Here is a 21,227-nt window from a genome sequence, read left to right on the forward strand (position 1 = left end):
TCGTGTGTTTTGTTTATATAGATTCGCCATTAGTTTGAATTACATTTTTAAACCAATCAAATGAATCTTTTTTAGTACGTTTTAATGAACCTTCGCCGTTATTATCACGGTCTACATGAATTAAACCATAACGTTTTTTCATTTCACCAGTAGTGAAAGAAACAATGTCAATTATACCCCAAGGTGTGTACCCCATTAAATTCACACCATCTTCATGAACTGCATCAATAGAGGCTTTGATATGAGAACGTAAATAATCTATTCTATAGTCGTCGTGAATATTTCCTTTATCATCAAATTTATCTACAGCACCCAAACCATTTTCAACAATAAATAATGGAATTTGATAGCGATCGTATAAAACATTCAATGTGTAGCGTAAGCCAGTAGGGTCGATTGCCCATCCCCAATCACTTTGCTCAATGTAAGGATTATCGACAGAATTTGGTAGGCCACCATTTGTAACGTTTTCGCCTGTATAAGCCTCAGCATCATGCTTAACTACTGTGGACATATAGTAACTAAAGCCTAAGTAATCTACAGTACCTTCTTGTAATATTTGGTCATCACCAGTTACCCAACCGATGTCATATCCTTTTGTTTCAAACATTTTATTAGCATATCCAGGGTAAAAACCTCGAACTTGAACATCTGGGAAAAAGAATCTTAATCGATTAGCTTTGACTGCTTCCATCATATCTTCTGGATTACAAGAGTACGGATAAATAGGTACATGTGAAATCATAGCGCCAATTTGAAAATCAGGATTTATTGTCTTTCCTATTTTTACCGCTTTTGCACTTGCAATTAGCTCATTATGCGCAACTTGATATAAAACTTCTTCAGGATTTTCATTTTCCTCGATTGTTACACCTGAATTAGTCCATAAGAAAATTGGATTGTCTGTATCCATTTGATTGTTTATTTCATTAAACGTCATCCAATATTTAACCTTATTTTTATATCTTTCAAATACAGTTTCAGCAAAATGTGCGAAAAAGTCAGCAACTTTTCTATTTCTAAAACCACCATACTCTGTAGCTAAATGTAAAGGAATTTCAAAATGAGATAATGTTATTACAGGTTCTATTCCGTATTTTAAGAGTTCATCAAATAAATCATCGTAAAATTTTAATCCAGCTTCATTCGGTTGTTCTTCATCACCATTTGGAAAAATACGTGTCCATGCAATAGAAGTTCTTAAACATTTTAGTCCCATTTCATTAAATAATGCTATATCTTCTTTGTATTTATGATAGAAATCGATGCCTACATGGTTTGGATAATATTTCTCGGGATCGACTTGCTTAGTTATTTGGCGAGGTTTTCCATGTTCTCCAGCAGTCATAACATCGATAACGCTCAATCCTTTGCCATCTTCGTTATATCCGCCTTCAAATTGATTGGCAGCCAATGCGCCACCCCATAGGAAGTTATTTGGTAATTTAGACATAGTATCTCTCCTTATTTTTTAATTATTGTTAAAATACTTTCTTTTTCCACAACATTGCTTTTTTTAGTTGGAATTATATCGCTAAACTCATCAGAATTAGTAATGATTAATGGCGTAATAATATCAAAACCTTGCTTTGTAATTGTTGCATTATCAAAGTTAATTAGTGGTATACCTACATCTACTTTATCGTTTTCTTGAACTAATAACTCGTATCCTTCGCCGTTTAATTTTACGGTATCTAATCCAATATGAATTAATATTTCTATTCCATCATCTGAAGTTATACCAATGGCATGTTTAGTGGGAGTTACCATACTAATCGTACCTTTAATAGGTGAGTGAACAGTATTCTGTTCTGATTTAATTGCAATTCCTTTACCCATCATTTCTTGAGAAAATATAGGGTCATTAACATCCGACAAGGGAATTAAGACACCATTCATTGGTGAAAATACTGTCGTTTCTAGAGTTTCTTGAAGGGACTGGTTCTTCTGATTATTATTTACATTTGCATCGTTTTCCACTTCTTGAGTAGTGTCATCACCATAACCGAATATTTGTATTAATACGATTGGTAATATAATTGCGATTGCCGAACCAATCAAGATGCCCCAAATAGATGTGGGATTGCTTGAGCTATAACCATTGATTACAGTAATAGGTCCAGGTAACCCAGCATATGCATAATATTTTGGACTAAAGAAACTTGCGACAAATGCACCAATTGCACCACTAATACAAGCAATAATAAATGGTTTTTTAAAGCGTAAATTAATACCATACATAGAAGGTTCTGTTATGCCAAAAATACCTGTTACTGCAGCTGATGATGCAACTCTTTTTACATCTATAATTTTGGATTTTATTATTACACCGATAACAGAACCCATTTGTGCTATTACAGCTATAGTTTGAAAAGCTTGGAAAGAGTCGCTATGATGTTGCTCGAAATTAGCTAAAATCACTGGTGTGATTCCCCAATGCACACCGAAAATAACGAAAACTTGCCAAAAACCGCCAATTAAAGTTCCTGCTAGCCATGGTGCTACATCTACAAGATAGTTAAATCCACCAGCTATACCATGAGCCACTAAGGTTGTGATGGGGCCTATAACTAGTAAAGTGAATGGAACCATGATTACAATGCTAAAAAATGGTGTGAATAGTGGTTTGACGACGTCATGAATCCAACGGTTTAAATATTTTTCAACGTATGATAGTAACCAAACTAAAACTAATGGTGGTAATACTGAGGAAGTATACATTGTTTCTGATAAAGGTATACCAATTAGCCTTACTGTACCGCCGTCACTTATTTTATTAACTATCCCTGTTAAATCAGGACTTACGAGCGCTGCACTACAAGCTACAGCTATATAAATATTTACATTAAAATGTCGAGCAGCTGTTATAGCAATAAATATAGGTAAAAATGTAAAAGGCGCCCATGAAATAAAATTAAATACATCATAAGTCCCTGTGTGTTTAAATACTGGGAAAAGCAATTTAAGAATAATTAATAAACCTTGTAAAATACCAGCTGCAGCTAAAATATAAATAAAGGGAGCGAATACTGCTGACATCGTCGCAATAACTCTATTTAAAATACTTCCTTTATTTTCACTTTCTGCAGTATTGTTTCCTTCACTTTCTCCGATTAAAGTTTCAAATTCCTTATAAACATCTCCTACGTTATTGCCAATCACTATTTGAAATTGGCCATTATTTTCAACAACTGTAACTACACCGTCAATATTAGATACATTTTTTTTGGCATCAGGTAAAGATCTTTTCAAAACAAGACGTAATCGAGTGGCGCAGTGTGTACTGCTGACGATATTATCTTTACCACCTACATTTTCTAAAATTTTATTTGCTAAAGTTTCATTTTTTGACGACACATTAGCTAACCTCCCATCAATAAAAACGCTTTCAATAATTTCTAAAATTCATTATAATTGTACCGGTACAATATTTAAAGTAGGGTATAATATTATTGATTAATGTTTATATAGAAATCATGATAAAATAAAATCTAGAATTGCTAAGTGAGGATAACAAAATGTTAAAATATGAACTTGTAGCACAGTATATTCAACAATTTATAAAAGAGAATGGCTTTCAAGCGGGTGATAAATTGCCCAATGTTGAAAGCTTTAAAAATAAATATGAAGTAAGTAAAAGTACTGTCATTAAGGCGCTTGAAGAATTAGAGAAAAATGGTATTATTTTTCAAACACAAGGTAGCGGTATATATGTTAGAGGTAACAAGAGAAAAGGTTATATGAACTTATTGATATCTCATGGATTTAAAGATGAAATTGAAAATGCAACTGTCTCATATAAAGTTAATAAATTAGAAGAACTAATACCATCTAGTAATGTCCGAGAACAGTTAAAATTAAGAGAAGATGAATCAGTTTATTTTTTAGAAAGAATAATTTATGTAAATAAGGAGATATTGTGCAAAGAAATATCATATTTCAATAAAGATATTGTTCTTTTCTTAAATAAACCTATCGCTGAAGGTTCAATATTTCATTATTTAGAAAATAACTTGAAAGTTAAAATTGGTTTTTCAGATATTTATTTTCAAGTGGATAAACTAAATGAACATGAGGCGAATATATTAAAGCTTCAGGAAGATGATCCATGTTTAAGGTATGAGCAAATATTTTATACTACAACTGGAATTCCATTTGATTACTCTCAACTTGTCTATCATTATGGCAATGCACAGTTTTATATACCTGCCCATAAATAAATAAGGCCATCTAAGTTATATTGTAGTAACTTAGATGGCCTGCTTAATTTTTATCTATTCAAAGCGATTAGTAACGTCTTCGATTGTGTAAGTATTTAGTTTGTTAATAATTGAGGTGTCGACCTCGGTATAAATATCGTTTAATGCGGGCGTGATGTTTTTACCTACGGGACAATGTGTATTCGTATCTTCGTGTATTTTAACGAAATGGCTATCAATGTCTGTAGTATAACGAAAAACCTCACCCAATAAAATTTGGCTTGCTGATTGAGTTAACTTGTAACCTGTAACGCCTTGAGTACTCGTTATAAATTGTCCGTTTTTTAAATAACGACAAATTTTGCGTACTAAACTTGGATTACTATTAACACTGGATGCAATGTATTGACTAGATACTGGATCTTCCTCGAGTGATAATAAGCTAAGTATATGTACAGCTATAGAAAATTGTGAATTCATAAATAGGGTCATCCTTATCATACAACTTGTTATTTTTTTGAATACAAGTAAAGTTTACTCGGTGAAACAGCATTTTACAAATTTTTTCGCTTTTTATTGTATGAAATTATAAAAAGTTATTATATCATACAGTAAATAGTTTATATAAAGGTGAGTGGGGTTCATGTTAAAAAACGAGAAATCGATTAAGGATACTTATACCTCTAGAGAAACGGTAGAAAGTATCGTTAGTCAAGCGCAAATGAAAGAAGTGATGTATAATCAAACGCCGGCGAGGTATGCATTTAAATCAATAATGTCAGGATTTTTACTGGCAATCGTTACTGTATTTATGTTAGCGATAAAAACACAATTTTCAGGTGCTCTAGAAGGGGTCGTGAATTTATTAGGCGCGATTGCATTTAGTTTAGCATTAGTGTTAATCGTATTAACTAATTCTGAATTATTAACAAGTAATTTTATGTATTTAACCGTTGGTTGGTATTATAAGGCCTTGAAATTAAATAAAGTAATGATTATTTTTATCGCTTGTTTTATTTTTAATATTATCGGTGGCCTTATTTTGTTTGCCTTAATGAAATTCACACATATTATGACACCAGACATGATTAAAGCTTTAACGAAGACCGTCGATTCCAAAACAATTGAAGCAACATGGTACGCTATATTAGTGAAAGGGATATTTTGTAATTTCTTTATTAATATTGGCATATACATATCATTGCAATTTAAAGATGGTCTATCTAAAGCATTTTTCATTGCATGTGGCGTAGTTGTATTCGTCTTTATGGGATATGAACACGTCGTATTTAATGCAGGCCTATATGCAGGTATGCTGTTTTATAACTTTGATGCGGTTGCTTGGTTAGACGTATTGAAAAATATCGTGTTCGCATTTATTGGTAACTATATCGGTGGAGGTATTTTTGTAGGTTTACTATATGCTTATCTAAATGGACACCGTGACAGTTTAAAAATTTAATAATTAACTGAGGGCTTGAATGAGGTATGTCACCTTGTTCAAGTCATTTTATTTGTTACCTAAAGCTGTAACATGTAATATATCTTATTGTTATAAACAAGCTGTAGTAAAAAATACCTCATAGACGATTAGAAGAAGGGAGAGTTTTAATTGACTAACCATAATATTCGGATTGCTGAAGAACAAGACGCAGAAGAACTGCAACAGTTAATGTATGAAGCATTTACACCGTTAAGAGAGCTAGGCATCGACTGGCCATCTGTTAATGCTAATGTTGATGCTGTAAGAAGAAATTTAATTGAAGGCACTACTTTTGTGTTAGAAAATGACGATGAAATTATTTCAACAATTACTGTACGTTACCCTTGGCAAAGTAAGCGTAGAGTATCGATATATCCATTTGTATGGTGGTTTGCAACAAAACCTAAATATGACGGACAAGGTTTAGGAAGTAAGTTACTAACGTATGTTGAAGAAACATTTTTACGAGATACTTTGAAAGCCCCTGCGGTAACGTTAGGTACTTCTGCTAGAAAACATCCTTGGTTGCTAGGCATATATGAAAAACGTGGCTATAAAATTTATGATGAACATGAGAGTGATGATGGCGATTTAGGCGTTATTATGAGAAAAGTTTTAATTCCTGAACGCTTTGATGAAGAAGTACTCGGAAAGCCACCATTTTAGTATAAAAATAACCCTTTCGCACTACACATATTGTTGATGTGTATGACGAAAGGGTATTTTAATGTTAGTTAATTTCTATATTACTTGCTACATTAACGGTTGTATCTTGTTCTTTTGGTAATGTAACGTACAATACGCCGTTATCAAATTTAGCTGAGATTTGTTCTTGTATAATATGCTTAAATGTAAATTGGCGATTTAAGTCGTTCGTAGCACGTTCTTTATGAATAGTTTTACCTTCATCCGTAACATTAGCTTGTGATTGTTTTGCTTCTATAGTTAATGTTTCATTGTCGAAATTCAACTGAATGTCAGTTTTGTTAAATCCTGGTAATTCAGCTGCTACTACAAAATGATCATTATATTCTATAATATCTGTCTTAATATCTTTTTTAAAAGGTGATTGTTCATATATCTGTCTGCCTACATCTTTAAAAAACTCTCCGGGATCGACGTCAAATAAATTATTGTTGAAAGATCTTTTTTCAAATGCCAAATTAATCAGCTCCTTTAAATTAGTCTAAAAGTTAGACTACCTATATTGTAAAAGGTAAATGAAAAAAAGCAAAATAAACCACATCTATTAGCATAAAATTAGATGAATAAACTTATGAAGCTTAAAAATCAAATGCTAATAATGTGGTTTATAAGTACGGTATAAGTAAATATTATAAATTTGCGTCGAAATTTTTATTTACAAAATTTTGTAATGTGTCTTTTAATTCTTTTGACTCTTCTAAATCCATGTCGAATTCAGTGAATACTTTTTTAGATACGTCTAAAAGTTGTTCACGAATGTCTATACCTTCCTTAGTCAATGAAACTTGTAAGTTACGTTCATCATTTTGTTCACGCATACGTTTAACAAAGCCTTTTTTCTCTAACTTTTTGAGTAGAGGTGTTAAAGTACCTGAATCTAAGAAAACGCGTTTTCCTAATGTTTTGATGTTGATTTTTTCATCTGGTTCCATGGCAAGTAGCACAATATATCCAGTATATGTTAAATCATACTCTTTTAAGTAAGTAGTATATTTCTTAATTATCTCTTTGGAAGAAACATAAAATAAAAAGCATAATTGTCGTTCTAAATAACTATCTTTATTCATCTAATTAATCGCTCCTTTTGCTTTTTAACCATAATATTATAATGACACCATGTCAATACAAATTGGAAGCGATACGATTTTTATAGTTAAATATTTATAAATTTGTAGATATTAAGAACATTTTGTTACAAAGTTTGTATAACTCTTTATAATTAAATATTTTTAAGTCATAATAAATAAGATACGTATTAACAAACTGGGTTAAAGGAGATTCATAATGAAGACGTTTTTCAAAATACTAGGAATCTTAATTATTTCATTTATCTTAGCTGTTGTCTTCTTTTTTGGAATGAGAACTTATCAAGGCCATAAAAACCTTGAATTAGTAGATAAATATTTAGCTGAACATCATTTAACTGATAAAGTTCAATCTGAAAAAACGAAGTACAGTGGTAAAAAAGGGCTATATTATAAAGAAGTGAAATTTAAAACAGATCCCAACTTAACATATGTCGTACAACCAATTAGTACATTTAAAGGCATAGTAGTACAAGGTTTTGATAATGAAACGAAAAAAAGAGTTAAAGATGCTAAATATCGGAAGTTTGATCAAGACTATAAGCCTAAAAAATAAATAAAAGTCCGTTAACTGCGAGTCACAGAAATATTTATTATTTCTGTGACTTATTTTATTGATATAGGAAGTTGTAAATTGCTTTAAAAGCAAACGGTTTCATAACATGTTACTCATTTATAAATTTAACTTAAAAAAGTATCGTTATATAAATTAAAGCTTCATAAAATTTCAAATAATATCGGTATAATCGTATTTAAATAAAAAATAGAGATTTATTATACTTGATTTTGCAAAATATTACTGATGTTACTTATTTATACTTTTTAAGTGTATAAAATTATAAATGATGTAATAAGTTACAATTTTGCAAAAAGTTTTATATTCTTTTTTTGCTTTGTTTGATATAATTTAGAAATGTCAGAAGAAGGGGAGTTTCAACATGAAATATTTGAGAAAAATTAGTTTGCCAACTCAGGTTATTATTGCTCTTATACTTGGTATCGTTGTTGGTTTACTATTATATGGACACGATGAATGGGTAAATTACATTAAACCATTTGGTGATGTATTTTTAAATTTAATTAAAATGATTGTAATACCAGTCGTATTCTGTGCGCTAGCATTATCAATTTCTAATGTTGGTGAATCAAAAACAGTTGGACGTTACGGACTAAAAACAATTATATATTTTGAAGTTATAACTACAATAGCAATCGCATTGGGAATCATTTTTGCGAATGTCTTTAAACCGGGTTCTGGACTAGATCCTCATAAATTACCGAAAGGTGACATATCATCATACGAATCATCAGCGAAGGCAGCTGAACATTCTACATATGGTAATCACTTTATCGACACACTTGTAAACATAGTACCTACAAACTTTTTTGAAGCATTAAATAAAGGTGATTTATTACCAATTATCTTCTTTGCCGCTTTCTTCGGTATTGCATTATCTGCAATTGGGAAAAAAGCAGAGCCAGTAAGAAATGTTTTAGGTGGCGTTTTAGAAGCAGTATTCTGGATGATTAATAAAATTCTTAAATTAGCACCAATTGGTGTTTTCGCGTTTATTAGTACAACAGTTATGACATTTGGTGCTTCGGCATTATTACCACTATTAAAATTATTACTAGTAGTAATCGGAGCAATGGTATTCTTTGTAGTAGTCGTATTAGGTATTGTTGCTAAAATATGTGGTATCAATATTTTCCATATTATGAAAATACTTAAAAATGAATTAATACTAGCATTTTCAACATCAAGTTCTGAATCGGTGTTGCCAATTATCATGAAAAAAATGGAAAACTTTGGCGCGCCAAGGGATATTACATCATTTGTAGTGCCAATCGGATATACATTTAACTTAGACGGTTCTGCATTGTATCAATCAATAGCGGCACTGTTCGTGGCTCAAATGTATGGTATAGACATGTCAATTGGGCAACAAATTATGTTAATGGTTACTTTGATGGTAGCCTCTAAAGGTATGGCCGGCGTACCAGGTGTATCTATCGTTGTACTTGTAACTACTTTAGGTGCAATGGGATTACCAGCACAAGGTCTAGCTTTAATTATCGGTATCGATAGACTGCTAGATATGGTTAGAACGGCTGTAAACGTAATGGGTAACTCTTTATCAACAATCGTTATTTCTAAATGGGAAGGCGTATACAATAAAGAGAAAGGCCAAGAATATTATAAATCTATATAAAACAAGAGTTTGTGACATAATTCCTAACTTAAATTAAATAGCACCCCATTCTACTGATTTATTCAGTAAAAATGAGGTGCTATTTTTTTATAATCTATGATTTTGTTCGTGCATGCTTGCCTTGATTTAGGATAGTATGGCTCGAGCCTGTAGTCTCTCACACATATGATTCCCTCAGGCGTCAGCACGATGCAAAATCATTACAACTTTCCAATTTTATAAAAAATAAAGCACGCTCGTATAATTTAATTAATCATGACAAAAACCAAATTAACGAGGTGCCTTATGTATAGAGTTTATAACATGCTAGAATCTTTCTGTCCCAAACTCTAACGTATGCATTATTGCATGTGCATATTACCCATGTCATGTATTTTCATCATTAAACCATGAGGAATATCATCGTGCTTAACAATTTTCATAGATGAGTATTTGTCAGAACCTTTGGCTTTAACTAATTTTACAAAATCGCCTTTTTTAGGTGAAAAACCACTTTTAGAAGGGATTTTAACGTCTTTTTCTACTTTGTGATCTTTGTCGTTAATAACTTTTTCTGCAGTGTGTTTATCTTTCATATAACCGTAATACGTTTCTTTTTCACCAGTAGTCAACATGACGATAACTAGAACGATACTTACGATTAACATTACTGCGATTAAGCCGTAACTAAATACTTTTTTATTCATAGTAATTCTTGGCTCCTTTAACTATCTATATTATTAATATAACTTCATTATAATAATAATATAGATAAAAACAAAATTAAATCGTCAAATTTTGTTTGATTTAACAAATTTGTCGTATTTTACATAATTCTAGTGTATATGGCAATTCTGAAATTCAGTTGGAGAGACGTTAATATAAATGTTCGGACAGTATGGAATATAAGTATATTGTTGTCTGTAGGCATGTGGCGTCGTATTTAAGTAACGTTTAAAATGAGTTAAATAATTATAGTAATTTTTAAAACCAAAAAAGTAGGCAATAGATGTAATAGAACTATTTGTAAACAAAAGCTCTGGTATAGACAGCGCGATTTTTAGACTAGTAAGGTAGTATTTAAAATTTACAGTTAGCTTTCTGCTAAATAATAACGAAATGTAACTAGTGGAAAAATATAATTTTTGTGCTAAATAATGTGAAGAAAGCTTTTCTAAACTATAACGGTTAATATACGAGGCTACATTATTTAGAGAATTACTAGTTGAACAAATAATGGGTTTGTAGATTTTACTGTGCGTTACGTATGTTTCAGTATTTAATAACTGTATAATATCGAACAATAATAACGTATTAATTGTATTATTGTAATGATATTCATTAATGATGTGAAAAATTAGTAATTTTAACGTGTGAGATGATTGTAGCTTTTGATAATTATAATGACTGTTAAATAAATTATAATGATTTTGAGCAAGCAGAAACAATGGAATCTTAGTTTCTATAATTTGAGTGCCACCAAGAATCGTGTATAAATCATTATGATTAATAATCAAGACGTTATCATTTAATGCTACTATTTTGCCATTTAAACGTACCTTTAAATCGTTACATAGAGACAAATATATTATAAAGTGATTTAAACAACGACGCGTAGTTGTTGTGTAATCATTGTGGAAGTGGATTGTACAGTGCATTAAATCAACTCCTTAACTCAGATGTTTTCATTGGGACAATATTCATTATACAATAGTTAACCCAACTCATTTTTACTACAGTTTTATAGAAGTTGAGATTTATAGTTACAGCTATATGTTTGTTAGAATAGTAAATATTAAAAATGTGATGTTAAATAGGTGACTGTCGATGAAGCACATATATTCCGATTACTTTAATGGTAAACCTAAAATTACAAATAAAAAGCCACAAATATGTGGTATTGTCTTGCATGATGATGCAGAGAATATGGCTGCCAAAGATTATATAGAATGGCTCAAAGAAAGGGAACAACAAGGTTGTTTAGAAAAAGGATGGGCGAGTATATATGTTGATAAAGATACGTGTTACTGGTTTCACCCTATTGAGTACGTAGAGTGGCATTGTGGAGATCGCTTTGCCAATGAACATTATGTTGGCATTGAAAGGTGTCAGTCGAAAATAGATGGCGTACTGTCTGATTCACAATTTCATGAAAATGAAGAAGCTAGTTTTGCTCTAGCGGCACAAATTTTAAAAGACCATATGTTACCAGTAAACAGAGATACTATCAGACTGCATAGAGAATTTTTCGATACGGCTTGTCCTGCTAGGGCATGGCATATGCATGTTAATAATGGTGAAAATTCTGAAGCGAACAGGAAACGATTAAAGGATTACTTTATTAGTCGAATCCAAAGCTATTACGAAATTATATAACAATGATAAAACAGCTATACTACGATAATGGTTACATTACAGTAGTATAGCTGTTCTATTGTTTATAAAGTTAAAGCTTCTGTTTGCGCCATAAAAATGCACCGACAAATGATACAAGGATCAGTGAAATAACAATAACGACAATCCATGAAATATAACTGTGAGCGTTAATAGGTAACGGCACGTTCATACCAAAGAAACTGAATACTAATGTTGGTAACGTTAAGAAAACCGTAAATAAGGTTAATGTTTTCATAGTGTTATTTAATTCATTTGATAATAGAGAAGCATGTGAAGTCGTAATACTCTCTAAAATCTTAGTATAGAGTTCAGTTGTTTCGACGGCTTGTTTATTTTCGATGACTAAATCTTCAAGTAATTCTTCATCTTCATCAAATCTTTTAATGGCAGGCAATCTAAAGAGTTTTTTAATAATATTATCATTACCTTTAAGTGCCGCTAAAAAGTAAACTAAACTCTTTTCTACTTCCATTAAGTTATACAATTGCTTGTTACTAACATTATTTTTCAAATTACGTTCAATACGTAGTCTTGTTTTGTTTAATAATCTTAAATTTCTGTTATAGTGATTTGCTATTGTTAATAAAATATTTAAAGCAAAGCGACTATGATATTTTAAATTAATATGTTGACGCGAAAAGTTTTCAAGAAATTCATTTTCTTCGTTACATATCGTAATAATTCTTTTATTACCAATAATGATACCTAACGGGATTGTTATAAATGAAAGCACATTATGATTTGTTTTATTTACAACTGGTAAATCGATAATTATTAAAGAATAACCAGATTCATCATCGTATTCGATACGTGAACTTTCTTCACTGTCTAATGGGTCTTTAATAAAATCCTCAGGAATATTATATTGGGACATTATTGTTTCTATTTCTTCTCGTTCAGGCTCCACAATATTAATCCAAGAAGCCGTTGAATCTACTGGAGATTCCATAATTTCTTGATTGTGATTATGCTTGTATGCTGTAATCATTTCCCAATACCTCCTTCAAAATAAATACTTTATTATATTAGCGAATAAATAGGTATCTTACAACAATTACTGTATTTAATATTGCTCATATTTTTCATTAGCCATTAAGCGCAGCGGACCATTAAATATTATTTTAAATAAAATATCTGATAAATCATCTACGCTCATTCGATTATCGTCTTGTACCCAGTGTTTTATAAACGAAATAGTAGCACCTGAAACATAACTATGGAAATAATCTATTGGAATACCAGCAATTTGGTTTTCGCTCGTAATATGGGTCTGCATATTGTTAAACATTAATTGACTTATTTTATTTTCAATTTGGCTTTTACGCTCTAAATTTAATATAACTTTATAAAAATCGATATTGTTTTCGATATAAGACATAATATTCTTAAGTATACTTGAAGTAAATTCTTTAGCAAAGGCTTCTGTTGAATCATATTGTTTGAGTAGATAATCAAAGTTTAATTTTTCAGAGAGATGGGTTATATATTCATCTTCCATTGATGACAACAAGTCATATTTATCTACATAATGTAAATAAAACGTACCTCTATTAATATCAGCTAATGTCGTAATATCTCGTATTGTAATTTTATCTAATTCTTGTTCTTGTAATAATTGAATGAACGCTTGTTTAATTGCTTGTTTTGATTTTTTTATACGACGGTCTTCCAAAATGATACCTCCTTATAATGAACAATTTAATGTTGATTGTTGATTTATGAACACTATGAACAATATTGATTATTGTCAGTGCGTTTAAAACTATTATAATAGACAAGGTGATAGATATTCAACAACGTGTTCAAAAACGTGTTGATACAAGGAGGTAAATAAATCATGAATATTTTAAAAAGTAAATTACTGTGGATTGCACCAATAGCAATCATACTAATATTAGGAATTTTTTCCATAGCGTTTTATCCTGCATATAATCCAAAACCTAAATCCGTACCAATAGCAATCGTGAATCACGACAAAGGGACATCAATTCAAGGTAAAAATGTAGATATTGGTGGAAAATTAGTAGATAACTTAAAAGATAGCGATTCTAAATCTATAAAATGGGTCGAAGTAGATAGTGAAAAAGAAGCTAAAAAAGGTTTAGATGAACAAAAATATTATGGCGCTGCTATTTTAGAAAAAGACTTCTCAAAAAATGCGATGAGCAAAACGCAAAAAGTCGTAATGGATAGTAAGAAAGCCGAAATGAAAGAAAAAATTAAATCTGGTGACATTCCTCCAAAGCAAGCTAAAAAGATGCAACAATCTGCACCTAAAAATGATATAACAGTAAAACAAGCTCATCTTAAAACATTGGCTAATGGCGGAGCTAACATGCAAGCTTCTCAAATGGCTTCAAATGTCTTAAAAGGTGTTGGTGAAAACATCAATAAACAGATTACTAAACAGAGCATCGGCACATTAGAAAAACAAGATGTCAAAGTGAGCGCAAAAGATATTAATAGCATTACGAATCCGGTAAAAGTTAATGACAAAAAAGTTAACGAAGTAAAAGATCATCAAGGTAGTGGGAACGCACCATTCTTAATGTTTATGCCGGTATGGATAAGTTCTATTGTAGGTTCAATTTTACTATTTTATGCATTCAGATCTAGCCGTAACATTACAATTGTTCAACGTGTGACAGCTACGCTAATACAAATTGTTGCTGCGATTGTTACAGCCTTTATAGGTGGCTTTGGCTATATTTACTTTATGTCTGGTGTGCAAGGTTTCGAATTTAATGATGTTAATAAAATTGCACTCTTCGTATCAATATCAATTTTAAGCTTTATGGGTCTAATTATGGGAGTAATGACATGGTTAGGAATGAAATCTATTCCAATCTTCTTTATTGCAATGTTCTTCAGTATGCAATTAGTAACATTACCAAAACAATTATTACCAAAATTTTATCAAGATTACATTGTCGATTGGAATCCGTTCACACATTATGCTAATACAATTAGAGAATTAATTTATATGCATCAACCAATAACAATGAATACTACAATGTGGATGTTTGTTGGTTTTATGATTTTCGGTGTTATTTCATCACTTATAGCAACTATAGTGAGAAAACATAGCAATAAAACTACAGAAATCCCTTCATAATATAAAATGTTTAAGCTGTGTTATAGAATACTTTTATTCTGTAATGCAGCTTATTTTATTTTGTAATATCATTACAGAATGATTGAGCTATAACCTACACAATCTTTAACTTATCTTAACATTAGCTTAACAAAGCTTAGATATAATTTAAGTAGTTAACAAATAATTTAAAGAGGTGGGACGATGAATTCTTTTGCAATGGAAATTCTGTTTACTTTTATTGGTGGACTTGGAATTTTCCTATACGGCATTAAGCAAATGGGAGATGGTCTGCAAGCTTCGGCGGGCGATAGACTGAGGAGTATCTTAAATCGTTTTACAAGTAATCCAGTCATGGGTGTTCTTGCAGGTATGATTGTTACAATTTTAATTCAAAGTAGTTCTGGTACTACGGTAATTACAATTGGTTTGGTCACTGCTGGATTTATGACAATGAGACAAGCTATCGGCGTTGTAATGGGAGCTAATATAGGGACAACGGTTACTGCATTTATAATTGGTATTGATATTGGTGCTTATGCACTTCCTATACTAGCTATTGGCGCATTTTTAATATTCTTTATCCATAAGAGAAAAGTTAAAAATATCGGTATGATTCTATTTGGTTTCGGTGCATTGTTTTACGGACTTGAATTGATGAGTTCTGCAGTTAAACCTTTAGCCAATTTAGATGGTTTTAATAAAATTATGCTCGATATGTCATCCAATCCTGTCTTAGGCCTATTAGCTGGAACGATAGTAACGGTAGTTATTCAAAGTTCAAGTGCGACGATTGGTATCTTACAAGGATTTTACGCAAATGATTTAATTTCGTTACATGGTGCGTTACCGGTATTACTTGGAGATAACATAGGTACAACGATTACTGCTGTATTGGCTAGCTTAGCAGGTTCTATTGCTGCTAAACGTGTTGCGATGGTACACGTATTATTTAATGTCATCGGTGCGACTATCTTTATTATAATATTACCTTTATACCAAGGTGCCATGGTGTGGATTCAAAAAGCACTTAGCTTGAAGCCGGAAATGGTAATTGCGTTTGCACATGGTTCTTTCAATGTCACTAACACATTAATTCAATTACCTTTTATCTTTGCGTTAGCATGGATAGTGACGAAAATTATACCAGGTGACGATATTCACGAAAAATTTCAACCACGTATTCTAGATAAAAATTTAATTAACAGAGCACCAAGTTTTGCATTGCAAGAGGCGCAAGATGAAATACAGCATCTAGGTCATATGTCTTATTCAGTGTTAGAAAATGTGAAATATTACGACGATAAAGTGAAAAAAGATATAGAACAAAAGCAGGCAGTTGTAGAGAATATGTATGATAATATTCGACAGTATTTAACAAAAATATCAGAGAAAAAGTTGTCGGCGAAAGATGCAGAACGTATGTCAGTGTTATTTGATGTAAATAGGGCAGTATTGAAGGTGGCATCGTTATCGCAACAATATTTCAAAATAATAGAACAACAACGTACTGACAAAATTTATATTTCTGAAGAAGCCCAAAACAGTATTAATCAACTGTATGATCACGTTACAGTTTCCTTTAATAAAACAATAAATAACTTTAATGTCTATGATCATATAACAAAAGAAGAAATCGTCAAACGTAGTAAAGATTCATATGGATTAGAGCATGAATTAAGAAAGCAACATATTCAACGCTTGAGTTCTGGTGATTGTTCACCTGAAGGAGCGATATTATACTTGGATATGATTTCAGTGTTAGAACGTATAGGCTATCACGCGAGAAATATTTCAGAAGGCATGATTAATTACAACCATCTTGAACAAGCTGATTATAATCAATCTAATCAATGGGAACTTGAAACAACTTAATAAAATATAAAACGTGCGCATTATGCAATTATACTAAATTATATATCAACTAGGCGTTTTATAAATAATTACAACAAAAATAATAAAGAGAGTTTTGTTCTCTGAAAAAGTACGAGCCAATACTTTGGTTTCGTACTTTTTTTATTTAAATAGTTATATTAATGTAAAATTTTAAATATAAAAGAAAACGTTTCCATTGCAATGTATGAATTATTTATCTTACAATCATTTTATAAAAGTTTTTGGAGGTAAAAATATGTCAATTTTAGATAAGTTTAAATTAGATAATCAAGTTGCTATCGTTACGGGTGGTGCCTCTGGATTAGGAAAAGCTATGGGTAAAGGACTAGCAGAAGCAGGAGCGCATTTAGTAATAGCTGATATTAATTTAGAACTAGCACAAGCTACTGCAGATGAATTTACAAAGGATACAGGTAATAAAGCAATTGCTTGTAAAGTAGATGTAACGAATGTCGACGACGTTTATCAAATGGTTGAAGATGTAAAAAAAGAATTTGGTAGAATTGATATTCTATTTAATAATGCCGGCATAAATGAACATGTAAAATTTGAAGATATGCCATATGACAGATGGGTTAAAAATATGGATGTAAACATCAATAGTATGGTATTAGTATCACAAGCGGTAGGCGAAGTGATGATTGAACAAAAACGAGGATCTATTGTAAATACCTCTTCAATGTCTGGTATTATCGTAAATACACCTCAACCACAAGCGGCATATAATACCTCTAAAGGTGCTGTAATTATGTTCACTAAAAGCTTAGCTAATGAATGGGCAGAACATAATATCAGAGTAAATACGATTGCGCCAGGTTATATGAAAACCGAATTAACTAAAGATTACTTCGCTCAAGGTGGAGAAATGATTGATACTTGGATGAAATTCACACCAATGGGCAGACCAGGCGTGCCTGAAGAATTACAAGGCGCAGCATTATATTTAGCGTCTGACGCATCATCATTTGTAACAGGAAGTATCGTGACAATTGATGGTGGTTATACTGCACTTTAATTAAATAATTAAATAGTTAAATATCAAAAAACAAAAAGCTCAAGTCAGATTTAATACTAAAATCTGGCTTGAGCTTTTCTCATTGCTGCATCATTTATTCAGCAATTGTTATTTTAAAAGGAACATCAGACAACCATTTACTATTAGGTTTTTTATTAGTGATTACTTCGTCGATGTCATTTAATTTGGCAAATGATAGAGTTGAAGAAACGTCAAACTTGCTATGGTCTATAAGTGCTATTACTTTATCACTTTCTTGAACCATCTGTTTTTTCAATTGTACTTCTGGCAATGAAAAATCTGTTAAACCGTTTTGCAAAGTTAGCCCGTTTGCAGACAGGAAGAAATAATCGATATGATACATTTCTAAAATCTGTGAATCAATATTACCTGTAATCGCGTTGGAATCTTGTGACACAAAACCACCGACGATAAGAACAGTTAAATGTGGATTTTCTTTTAATAAAACAGCATTTTCTAAACCATTCGTAATGATAGTTAATTCCATCGACGTTTCAGCGAGTAATTTAGCTAATTCATACGTTGTAGAACTAGCATCTATCATAATGCATTGTTGTGGTTGGATTTTGTTAATCGCGTTTTGACTAATATGATGTTTTTCATCATGTCGTTGTGTTAAACGATATGAAAAGTTAAGTTTAGATTCAATATTTTCATTTATCTTCGCTCCACCGTGTGTGCGAATAAGTTTATTTTCACTTTCCAACCTTCGTAAGTCACTTCTTACCGTTGCCTCAGTTACGCTTAAATAATTAGATAGTTGTTTTACAGTTGCCCTTTTATGAGATTTTATATATGTATAAATATTTTCTCGTCGTTCATCTGCATACATTTTCATTTGCGTCACATCCTTAATTTAATCTTAATTCATTTTATATTATTACTCAATATGTAAGCATAAACAAACAAAAATGAAAATAAACGAAAAAATATTTGAAGAAAACGAAAATATATATTAAAATAATAATTGTAAATGAAAGCGTTTCCTAAAATTGAAAGGGAGTTGTATATTATGACAAAGAAAAATTATCCTGACACTATGAATGCAGTAGTAGCATATGCGCCTGGAGATTATAGATATGAAACTGTTGAAACACCAACAATCGAAAATGGTAAAGAAATTGTAGTAAAAGTTGAAGCTTGTGGCATTTGTGCAGGCGACATTAAAGCTTATGGTGGGGCGCCAAGTTTCTGGGGAGACGAAACGCAACCATCTTACATTAAAGCGCCAATGATTCCGGGACATGAATTTATTGCCCGTGTCGTAGATAAAGGCGACGAAGTAACTGATTATGAAGTTGGGGATAGAGTTATTTCTGAACAAATCGTGCCTTGTTGGAATTGTAGATTTTGTAACCGTGGCGAATATTGGATGTGTGAAAAACATGACTTATATGGTTTCCAAAACAATGTTAACGGCGGTATGGCTGAATATATGAAATTTACAAAAGAAGCTATTAACTATAAAGTTCCAGAAGATTTACCAATTGAAAAAGCTGCATTAATTGAACCATATGCATGTAGTTTACATGCAGTACAACGTGCCAACATTAAATTAGGCGACTTTGTAGTTCTATCTGGTGCCGGTACATTAGGTTTAGGCATGGTAGGAGCAGCTAAAAAAGCAGGTGCTGAAACATTAGTTGTATTAGATATGAAAGACGACCGTTTAGAATTAGCTAAAAAATTCGGTGCGGATATCGTAATGAATCCAGCGAAAGTGGATGTAGTTAAAGAAATTAAAGATATGACAGAAGGTTACGGTTGCGATACTTATATTGAAGCAACTGGTCACCCTAAATCAGTAGAACAAGGATTAAGTGCGATTAGAAAATTAGGTAGATTTGTTGAATTCTCAGTATTTGGAGATCCAGTAACTGTTGATTGGAGTATTATATCTGACCGTAAAGAACTAGACTTAATGGGTAGTCATTTAGGACCTTATTGTTACCCACTAGTTATTGATGGCATTCAAAATGGTGATTTCCCAACTGAAGGTGTAGTAACTCATAAATTACCTCTCGAAAAATTTGAAGAAGGATTCGAGTTAATGAAAAAAGGCGACAAATCACTAAAAGTAGTGTTAGAACCATAAACATCATAGATGAATATAGCTTCAATAAAGGAGAGAGTAATAAATGAAGAAAATGATAAATAATCCGGATAACGTTATTGATGAGTTAATGACAGGGTATCTTGCAGCTTATCCAGAATATATTAGACGCTCATCTTTACACCAACGTGCCCTTATCGGTACAAAGAGACATGAAAAAAGAAAAGTAAGTGTGTTAATAGGTGGCGGTTCTGGTCACGAACCTGGATTTTTAGGTTATGTAGGCAAAGGTATGGCAGACGGTGTTGCGGTAGGTAACATCTTTGCTTCACCTTCACCAATTCCAATTCAAGCTGTTACAAGAGAAATTAATCAAGGTCACGGTGTACTTTATATTTATGGTAACTATGCTGGTGACTTAATGAACTTTGAAATGGCGAGTGAGATGACTGAAATTGAAGATGACATCCAAACAGAGGTTGTTATCGGCAATGATGATGTTGCATCTTCTAAAGATTTAGATGATAGACGTGGTATTGCTGGTGAGTTATTAGTATTTAAAGCAGCTGGTGCAGCGGCAGACTTCGGTCATGATTTATCAGAAGTAAAACGTATTGCACAATTAGCCAATGATAATACACGTTCAATGGGTATTGGATTAAGTCCTTGCTATTTACCTCAAACAGGTAAGCCAAGCTTCGATTTAGAAGACAATGAAATGGAAATTGGACTTGGTCACCATGGTGAACCAGGCATTGAAAAGACTACGATTCGTACTGCTAAAGAAACAGTTAACGTTATCATGAAAAACATTTTAAATGAAGGACTATACGAAAGTGGCGATGAGGTAGCAGTGTTAGTTAATGGCTTAGGTGCTACGTCACAAATGGAATTGTATATCATTAACAAAGAAGTTAATGAAATATTAGAAGAAAAAAATATTGTTACTTACAAATCCTACGTAGGTAATTTCATTACATCAATGGAAATGGGTGGCTTTTCGGTAACATTGATGAAGTTGGATGACACATTGAAATCTTGTCTAGCACATCCAGTAGATTGTCCTAATTTTAAAGAAGTGTAGGTG

Annotated in this window: 21 protein-coding genes; 11 read left to right on the forward strand and 10 right to left on the reverse strand. The window is 31.7% G+C overall.

The window, feature by feature from the left end; genetic code table 11:
• Positions 1 to 13: 13 nt before the first annotated feature.
• Positions 14 to 1,453, reverse strand: a complete 1,440-nt coding sequence (locus C7J89_RS04090) for a 6-phospho-beta-glucosidase (RefSeq protein WP_103295365.1) — start codon at positions 1,451 to 1,453, stop codon at positions 14 to 16.
• Positions 1,454 to 1,464: 11 nt separating this feature from the next.
• Positions 1,465 to 3,357 carry a beta-glucoside-specific PTS transporter subunit IIABC gene (locus C7J89_RS04095; RefSeq protein ID WP_103295366.1) on the reverse strand — a complete coding sequence of 631 codons (1,893 nt, stop codon included), beginning with the start codon at positions 3,355 to 3,357 and terminating at the stop codon, positions 1,465 to 1,467.
• Between the two features lie 161 nt (positions 3,358 to 3,518).
• Between C7J89_RS04095 and C7J89_RS04100 the strand changes: the two genes are divergently transcribed.
• Entirely contained in the window at positions 3,519 to 4,220 is a 702-nt protein-coding gene (locus tag C7J89_RS04100; RefSeq protein WP_103295367.1) for a GntR family transcriptional regulator, read from the forward strand.
• 54 nt (positions 4,221 to 4,274) lie between these two features.
• Here the strand turns inward: C7J89_RS04100 and C7J89_RS04105 are convergent, their stop codons facing one another.
• On the reverse strand, positions 4,275 to 4,679 hold the full coding sequence (locus C7J89_RS04105; RefSeq protein WP_061853618.1) for an Rrf2 family transcriptional regulator: 405 nt from the start codon (positions 4,677 to 4,679) through the stop codon (positions 4,275 to 4,277).
• 163 nt (positions 4,680 to 4,842) lie between these two features.
• Here C7J89_RS04105 and C7J89_RS04110 point away from each other — a divergent pair, with 163 nt between their 5' ends.
• Together C7J89_RS04110 and C7J89_RS04115 are read left to right on the forward strand one after the other, a co-directional pair.
• A complete protein-coding gene (locus tag C7J89_RS04110) occupies positions 4,843 to 5,661 on the forward strand; it encodes a formate/nitrite transporter family protein (RefSeq protein WP_103295368.1) in 819 nt (272 codons plus the stop codon).
• Positions 5,662 to 5,811: 150 nt separating this feature from the next.
• Positions 5,812 to 6,348, forward strand: coding sequence for a GNAT family N-acetyltransferase (locus C7J89_RS04115; RefSeq protein WP_103295369.1), 537 nt, complete (start codon positions 5,812 to 5,814; stop codon positions 6,346 to 6,348).
• Between the two features lie 64 nt (positions 6,349 to 6,412).
• Here C7J89_RS04115 and C7J89_RS04120 read toward each other — a convergent pair whose 3' ends face one another.
• Together C7J89_RS04120 and C7J89_RS04125 are read right to left on the reverse strand one after the other, a co-directional pair.
• A complete protein-coding gene (locus C7J89_RS04120; RefSeq protein WP_103295370.1) occupies positions 6,413 to 6,844 on the reverse strand; it encodes an Hsp20 family protein in 432 nt (143 codons plus the stop codon).
• A 172-nt stretch (positions 6,845 to 7,016) separates the two neighbouring features.
• Positions 7,017 to 7,454 carry a MarR family winged helix-turn-helix transcriptional regulator gene (locus C7J89_RS04125; protein ID WP_103295371.1) on the reverse strand — a complete coding sequence of 146 codons (438 nt, stop codon included), beginning with the start codon at positions 7,452 to 7,454 and terminating at the stop codon, positions 7,017 to 7,019.
• Between the two features lie 217 nt (positions 7,455 to 7,671).
• Between C7J89_RS04125 and C7J89_RS04130 the strand changes: the two genes are divergently transcribed.
• The gene (locus tag C7J89_RS04130) at positions 7,672 to 8,028 is read left to right on the forward strand and encodes a DUF3139 domain-containing protein (protein ID WP_103295372.1); all 357 of its coding nucleotides are present in this window, start codon (positions 7,672 to 7,674) and stop codon (positions 8,026 to 8,028) included.
• Positions 8,029 to 8,410: 382 nt separating this feature from the next.
• Positions 8,411 to 9,685, forward strand: a complete 1,275-nt coding sequence (locus C7J89_RS04135; RefSeq protein WP_061853612.1) for a cation:dicarboxylate symporter family transporter — start codon at positions 8,411 to 8,413, stop codon at positions 9,683 to 9,685.
• 341 nt (positions 9,686 to 10,026) lie between these two features.
• Here the strand turns inward: C7J89_RS04135 and C7J89_RS04140 are convergent, their stop codons facing one another.
• Both C7J89_RS04140 and C7J89_RS13565 read right to left on the reverse strand, forming a co-directional pair.
• Complete coding sequence (locus C7J89_RS04140) at positions 10,027 to 10,371, reverse strand: DUF4889 domain-containing protein (RefSeq protein WP_103296049.1); 345 nt, start codon at positions 10,369 to 10,371, stop codon at positions 10,027 to 10,029.
• 129 nt (positions 10,372 to 10,500) lie between these two features.
• Positions 10,501 to 11,322, reverse strand: coding sequence for a helix-turn-helix domain-containing protein (locus C7J89_RS13565; protein ID WP_103296050.1), 822 nt, complete (start codon positions 11,320 to 11,322; stop codon positions 10,501 to 10,503).
• Between the two features lie 169 nt (positions 11,323 to 11,491).
• Here C7J89_RS13565 and C7J89_RS04150 point away from each other — a divergent pair, with 169 nt between their 5' ends.
• The gene (locus C7J89_RS04150) at positions 11,492 to 12,040 is read left to right on the forward strand and encodes a peptidoglycan recognition protein family protein (RefSeq protein ID WP_061853610.1); all 549 of its coding nucleotides are present in this window, start codon (positions 11,492 to 11,494) and stop codon (positions 12,038 to 12,040) included.
• A gap of 70 nt (positions 12,041 to 12,110) precedes the next feature.
• Here the strand turns inward: C7J89_RS04150 and C7J89_RS04155 are convergent, their stop codons facing one another.
• Positions 12,111 to 13,049 carry a magnesium transporter CorA family protein gene (locus C7J89_RS04155; protein WP_103296051.1) on the reverse strand — a complete coding sequence of 313 codons (939 nt, stop codon included), beginning with the start codon at positions 13,047 to 13,049 and terminating at the stop codon, positions 12,111 to 12,113.
• Between the two features lie 75 nt (positions 13,050 to 13,124).
• On the reverse strand, positions 13,125 to 13,736 hold the full coding sequence (locus C7J89_RS04160; RefSeq protein WP_061853608.1) for a TetR/AcrR family transcriptional regulator: 612 nt from the start codon (positions 13,734 to 13,736) through the stop codon (positions 13,125 to 13,127).
• 162 nt (positions 13,737 to 13,898) lie between these two features.
• Here C7J89_RS04160 and C7J89_RS04165 point away from each other — a divergent pair, with 162 nt between their 5' ends.
• The 3 genes from C7J89_RS04165 to C7J89_RS04175 all read left to right on the forward strand — a co-directional run bounded on the left by C7J89_RS04165 (position 13,899) and on the right by C7J89_RS04175 (position 18,066).
• Positions 13,899 to 15,176: a YhgE/Pip domain-containing protein gene (locus C7J89_RS04165; RefSeq protein ID WP_103296052.1), complete on the forward strand. Its 1,278-nt coding sequence runs from the start codon at positions 13,899 to 13,901 to the stop codon at positions 15,174 to 15,176.
• Positions 15,177 to 15,359: 183 nt separating this feature from the next.
• On the forward strand, positions 15,360 to 17,030 hold the full coding sequence (locus C7J89_RS04170) for a Na/Pi cotransporter family protein (RefSeq protein WP_061853607.1): 1,671 nt from the start codon (positions 15,360 to 15,362) through the stop codon (positions 17,028 to 17,030).
• 256 nt (positions 17,031 to 17,286) lie between these two features.
• A complete protein-coding gene (locus C7J89_RS04175) occupies positions 17,287 to 18,066 on the forward strand; it encodes an SDR family NAD(P)-dependent oxidoreductase (protein ID WP_061853606.1) in 780 nt (259 codons plus the stop codon).
• A gap of 94 nt (positions 18,067 to 18,160) precedes the next feature.
• Here C7J89_RS04175 and C7J89_RS04180 read toward each other — a convergent pair whose 3' ends face one another.
• Positions 18,161 to 18,925 carry a DeoR/GlpR family DNA-binding transcription regulator gene (locus C7J89_RS04180; protein WP_103296053.1) on the reverse strand — a complete coding sequence of 255 codons (765 nt, stop codon included), beginning with the start codon at positions 18,923 to 18,925 and terminating at the stop codon, positions 18,161 to 18,163.
• A 174-nt stretch (positions 18,926 to 19,099) separates the two neighbouring features.
• Here C7J89_RS04180 and C7J89_RS04185 point away from each other — a divergent pair, with 174 nt between their 5' ends.
• Positions 19,100 to 20,182 carry an MDR/zinc-dependent alcohol dehydrogenase-like family protein gene (locus C7J89_RS04185; RefSeq protein WP_061853604.1) on the forward strand — a complete coding sequence of 361 codons (1,083 nt, stop codon included), beginning with the start codon at positions 19,100 to 19,102 and terminating at the stop codon, positions 20,180 to 20,182.
• Positions 20,183 to 20,225: 43 nt separating this feature from the next.
• On the forward strand, positions 20,226 to 21,224 hold the full coding sequence (locus C7J89_RS04190; protein ID WP_061853603.1) for a dihydroxyacetone kinase subunit DhaK: 999 nt from the start codon (positions 20,226 to 20,228) through the stop codon (positions 21,222 to 21,224).
• The last annotated feature ends 3 nt before the right edge of the window (positions 21,225 to 21,227 follow it).

The sequence above is a fragment of the Staphylococcus kloosii genome (assembly GCF_003019255.1).
GTDB lineage: Bacteria > Bacillota > Bacilli > Staphylococcales > Staphylococcaceae > Staphylococcus > Staphylococcus kloosii.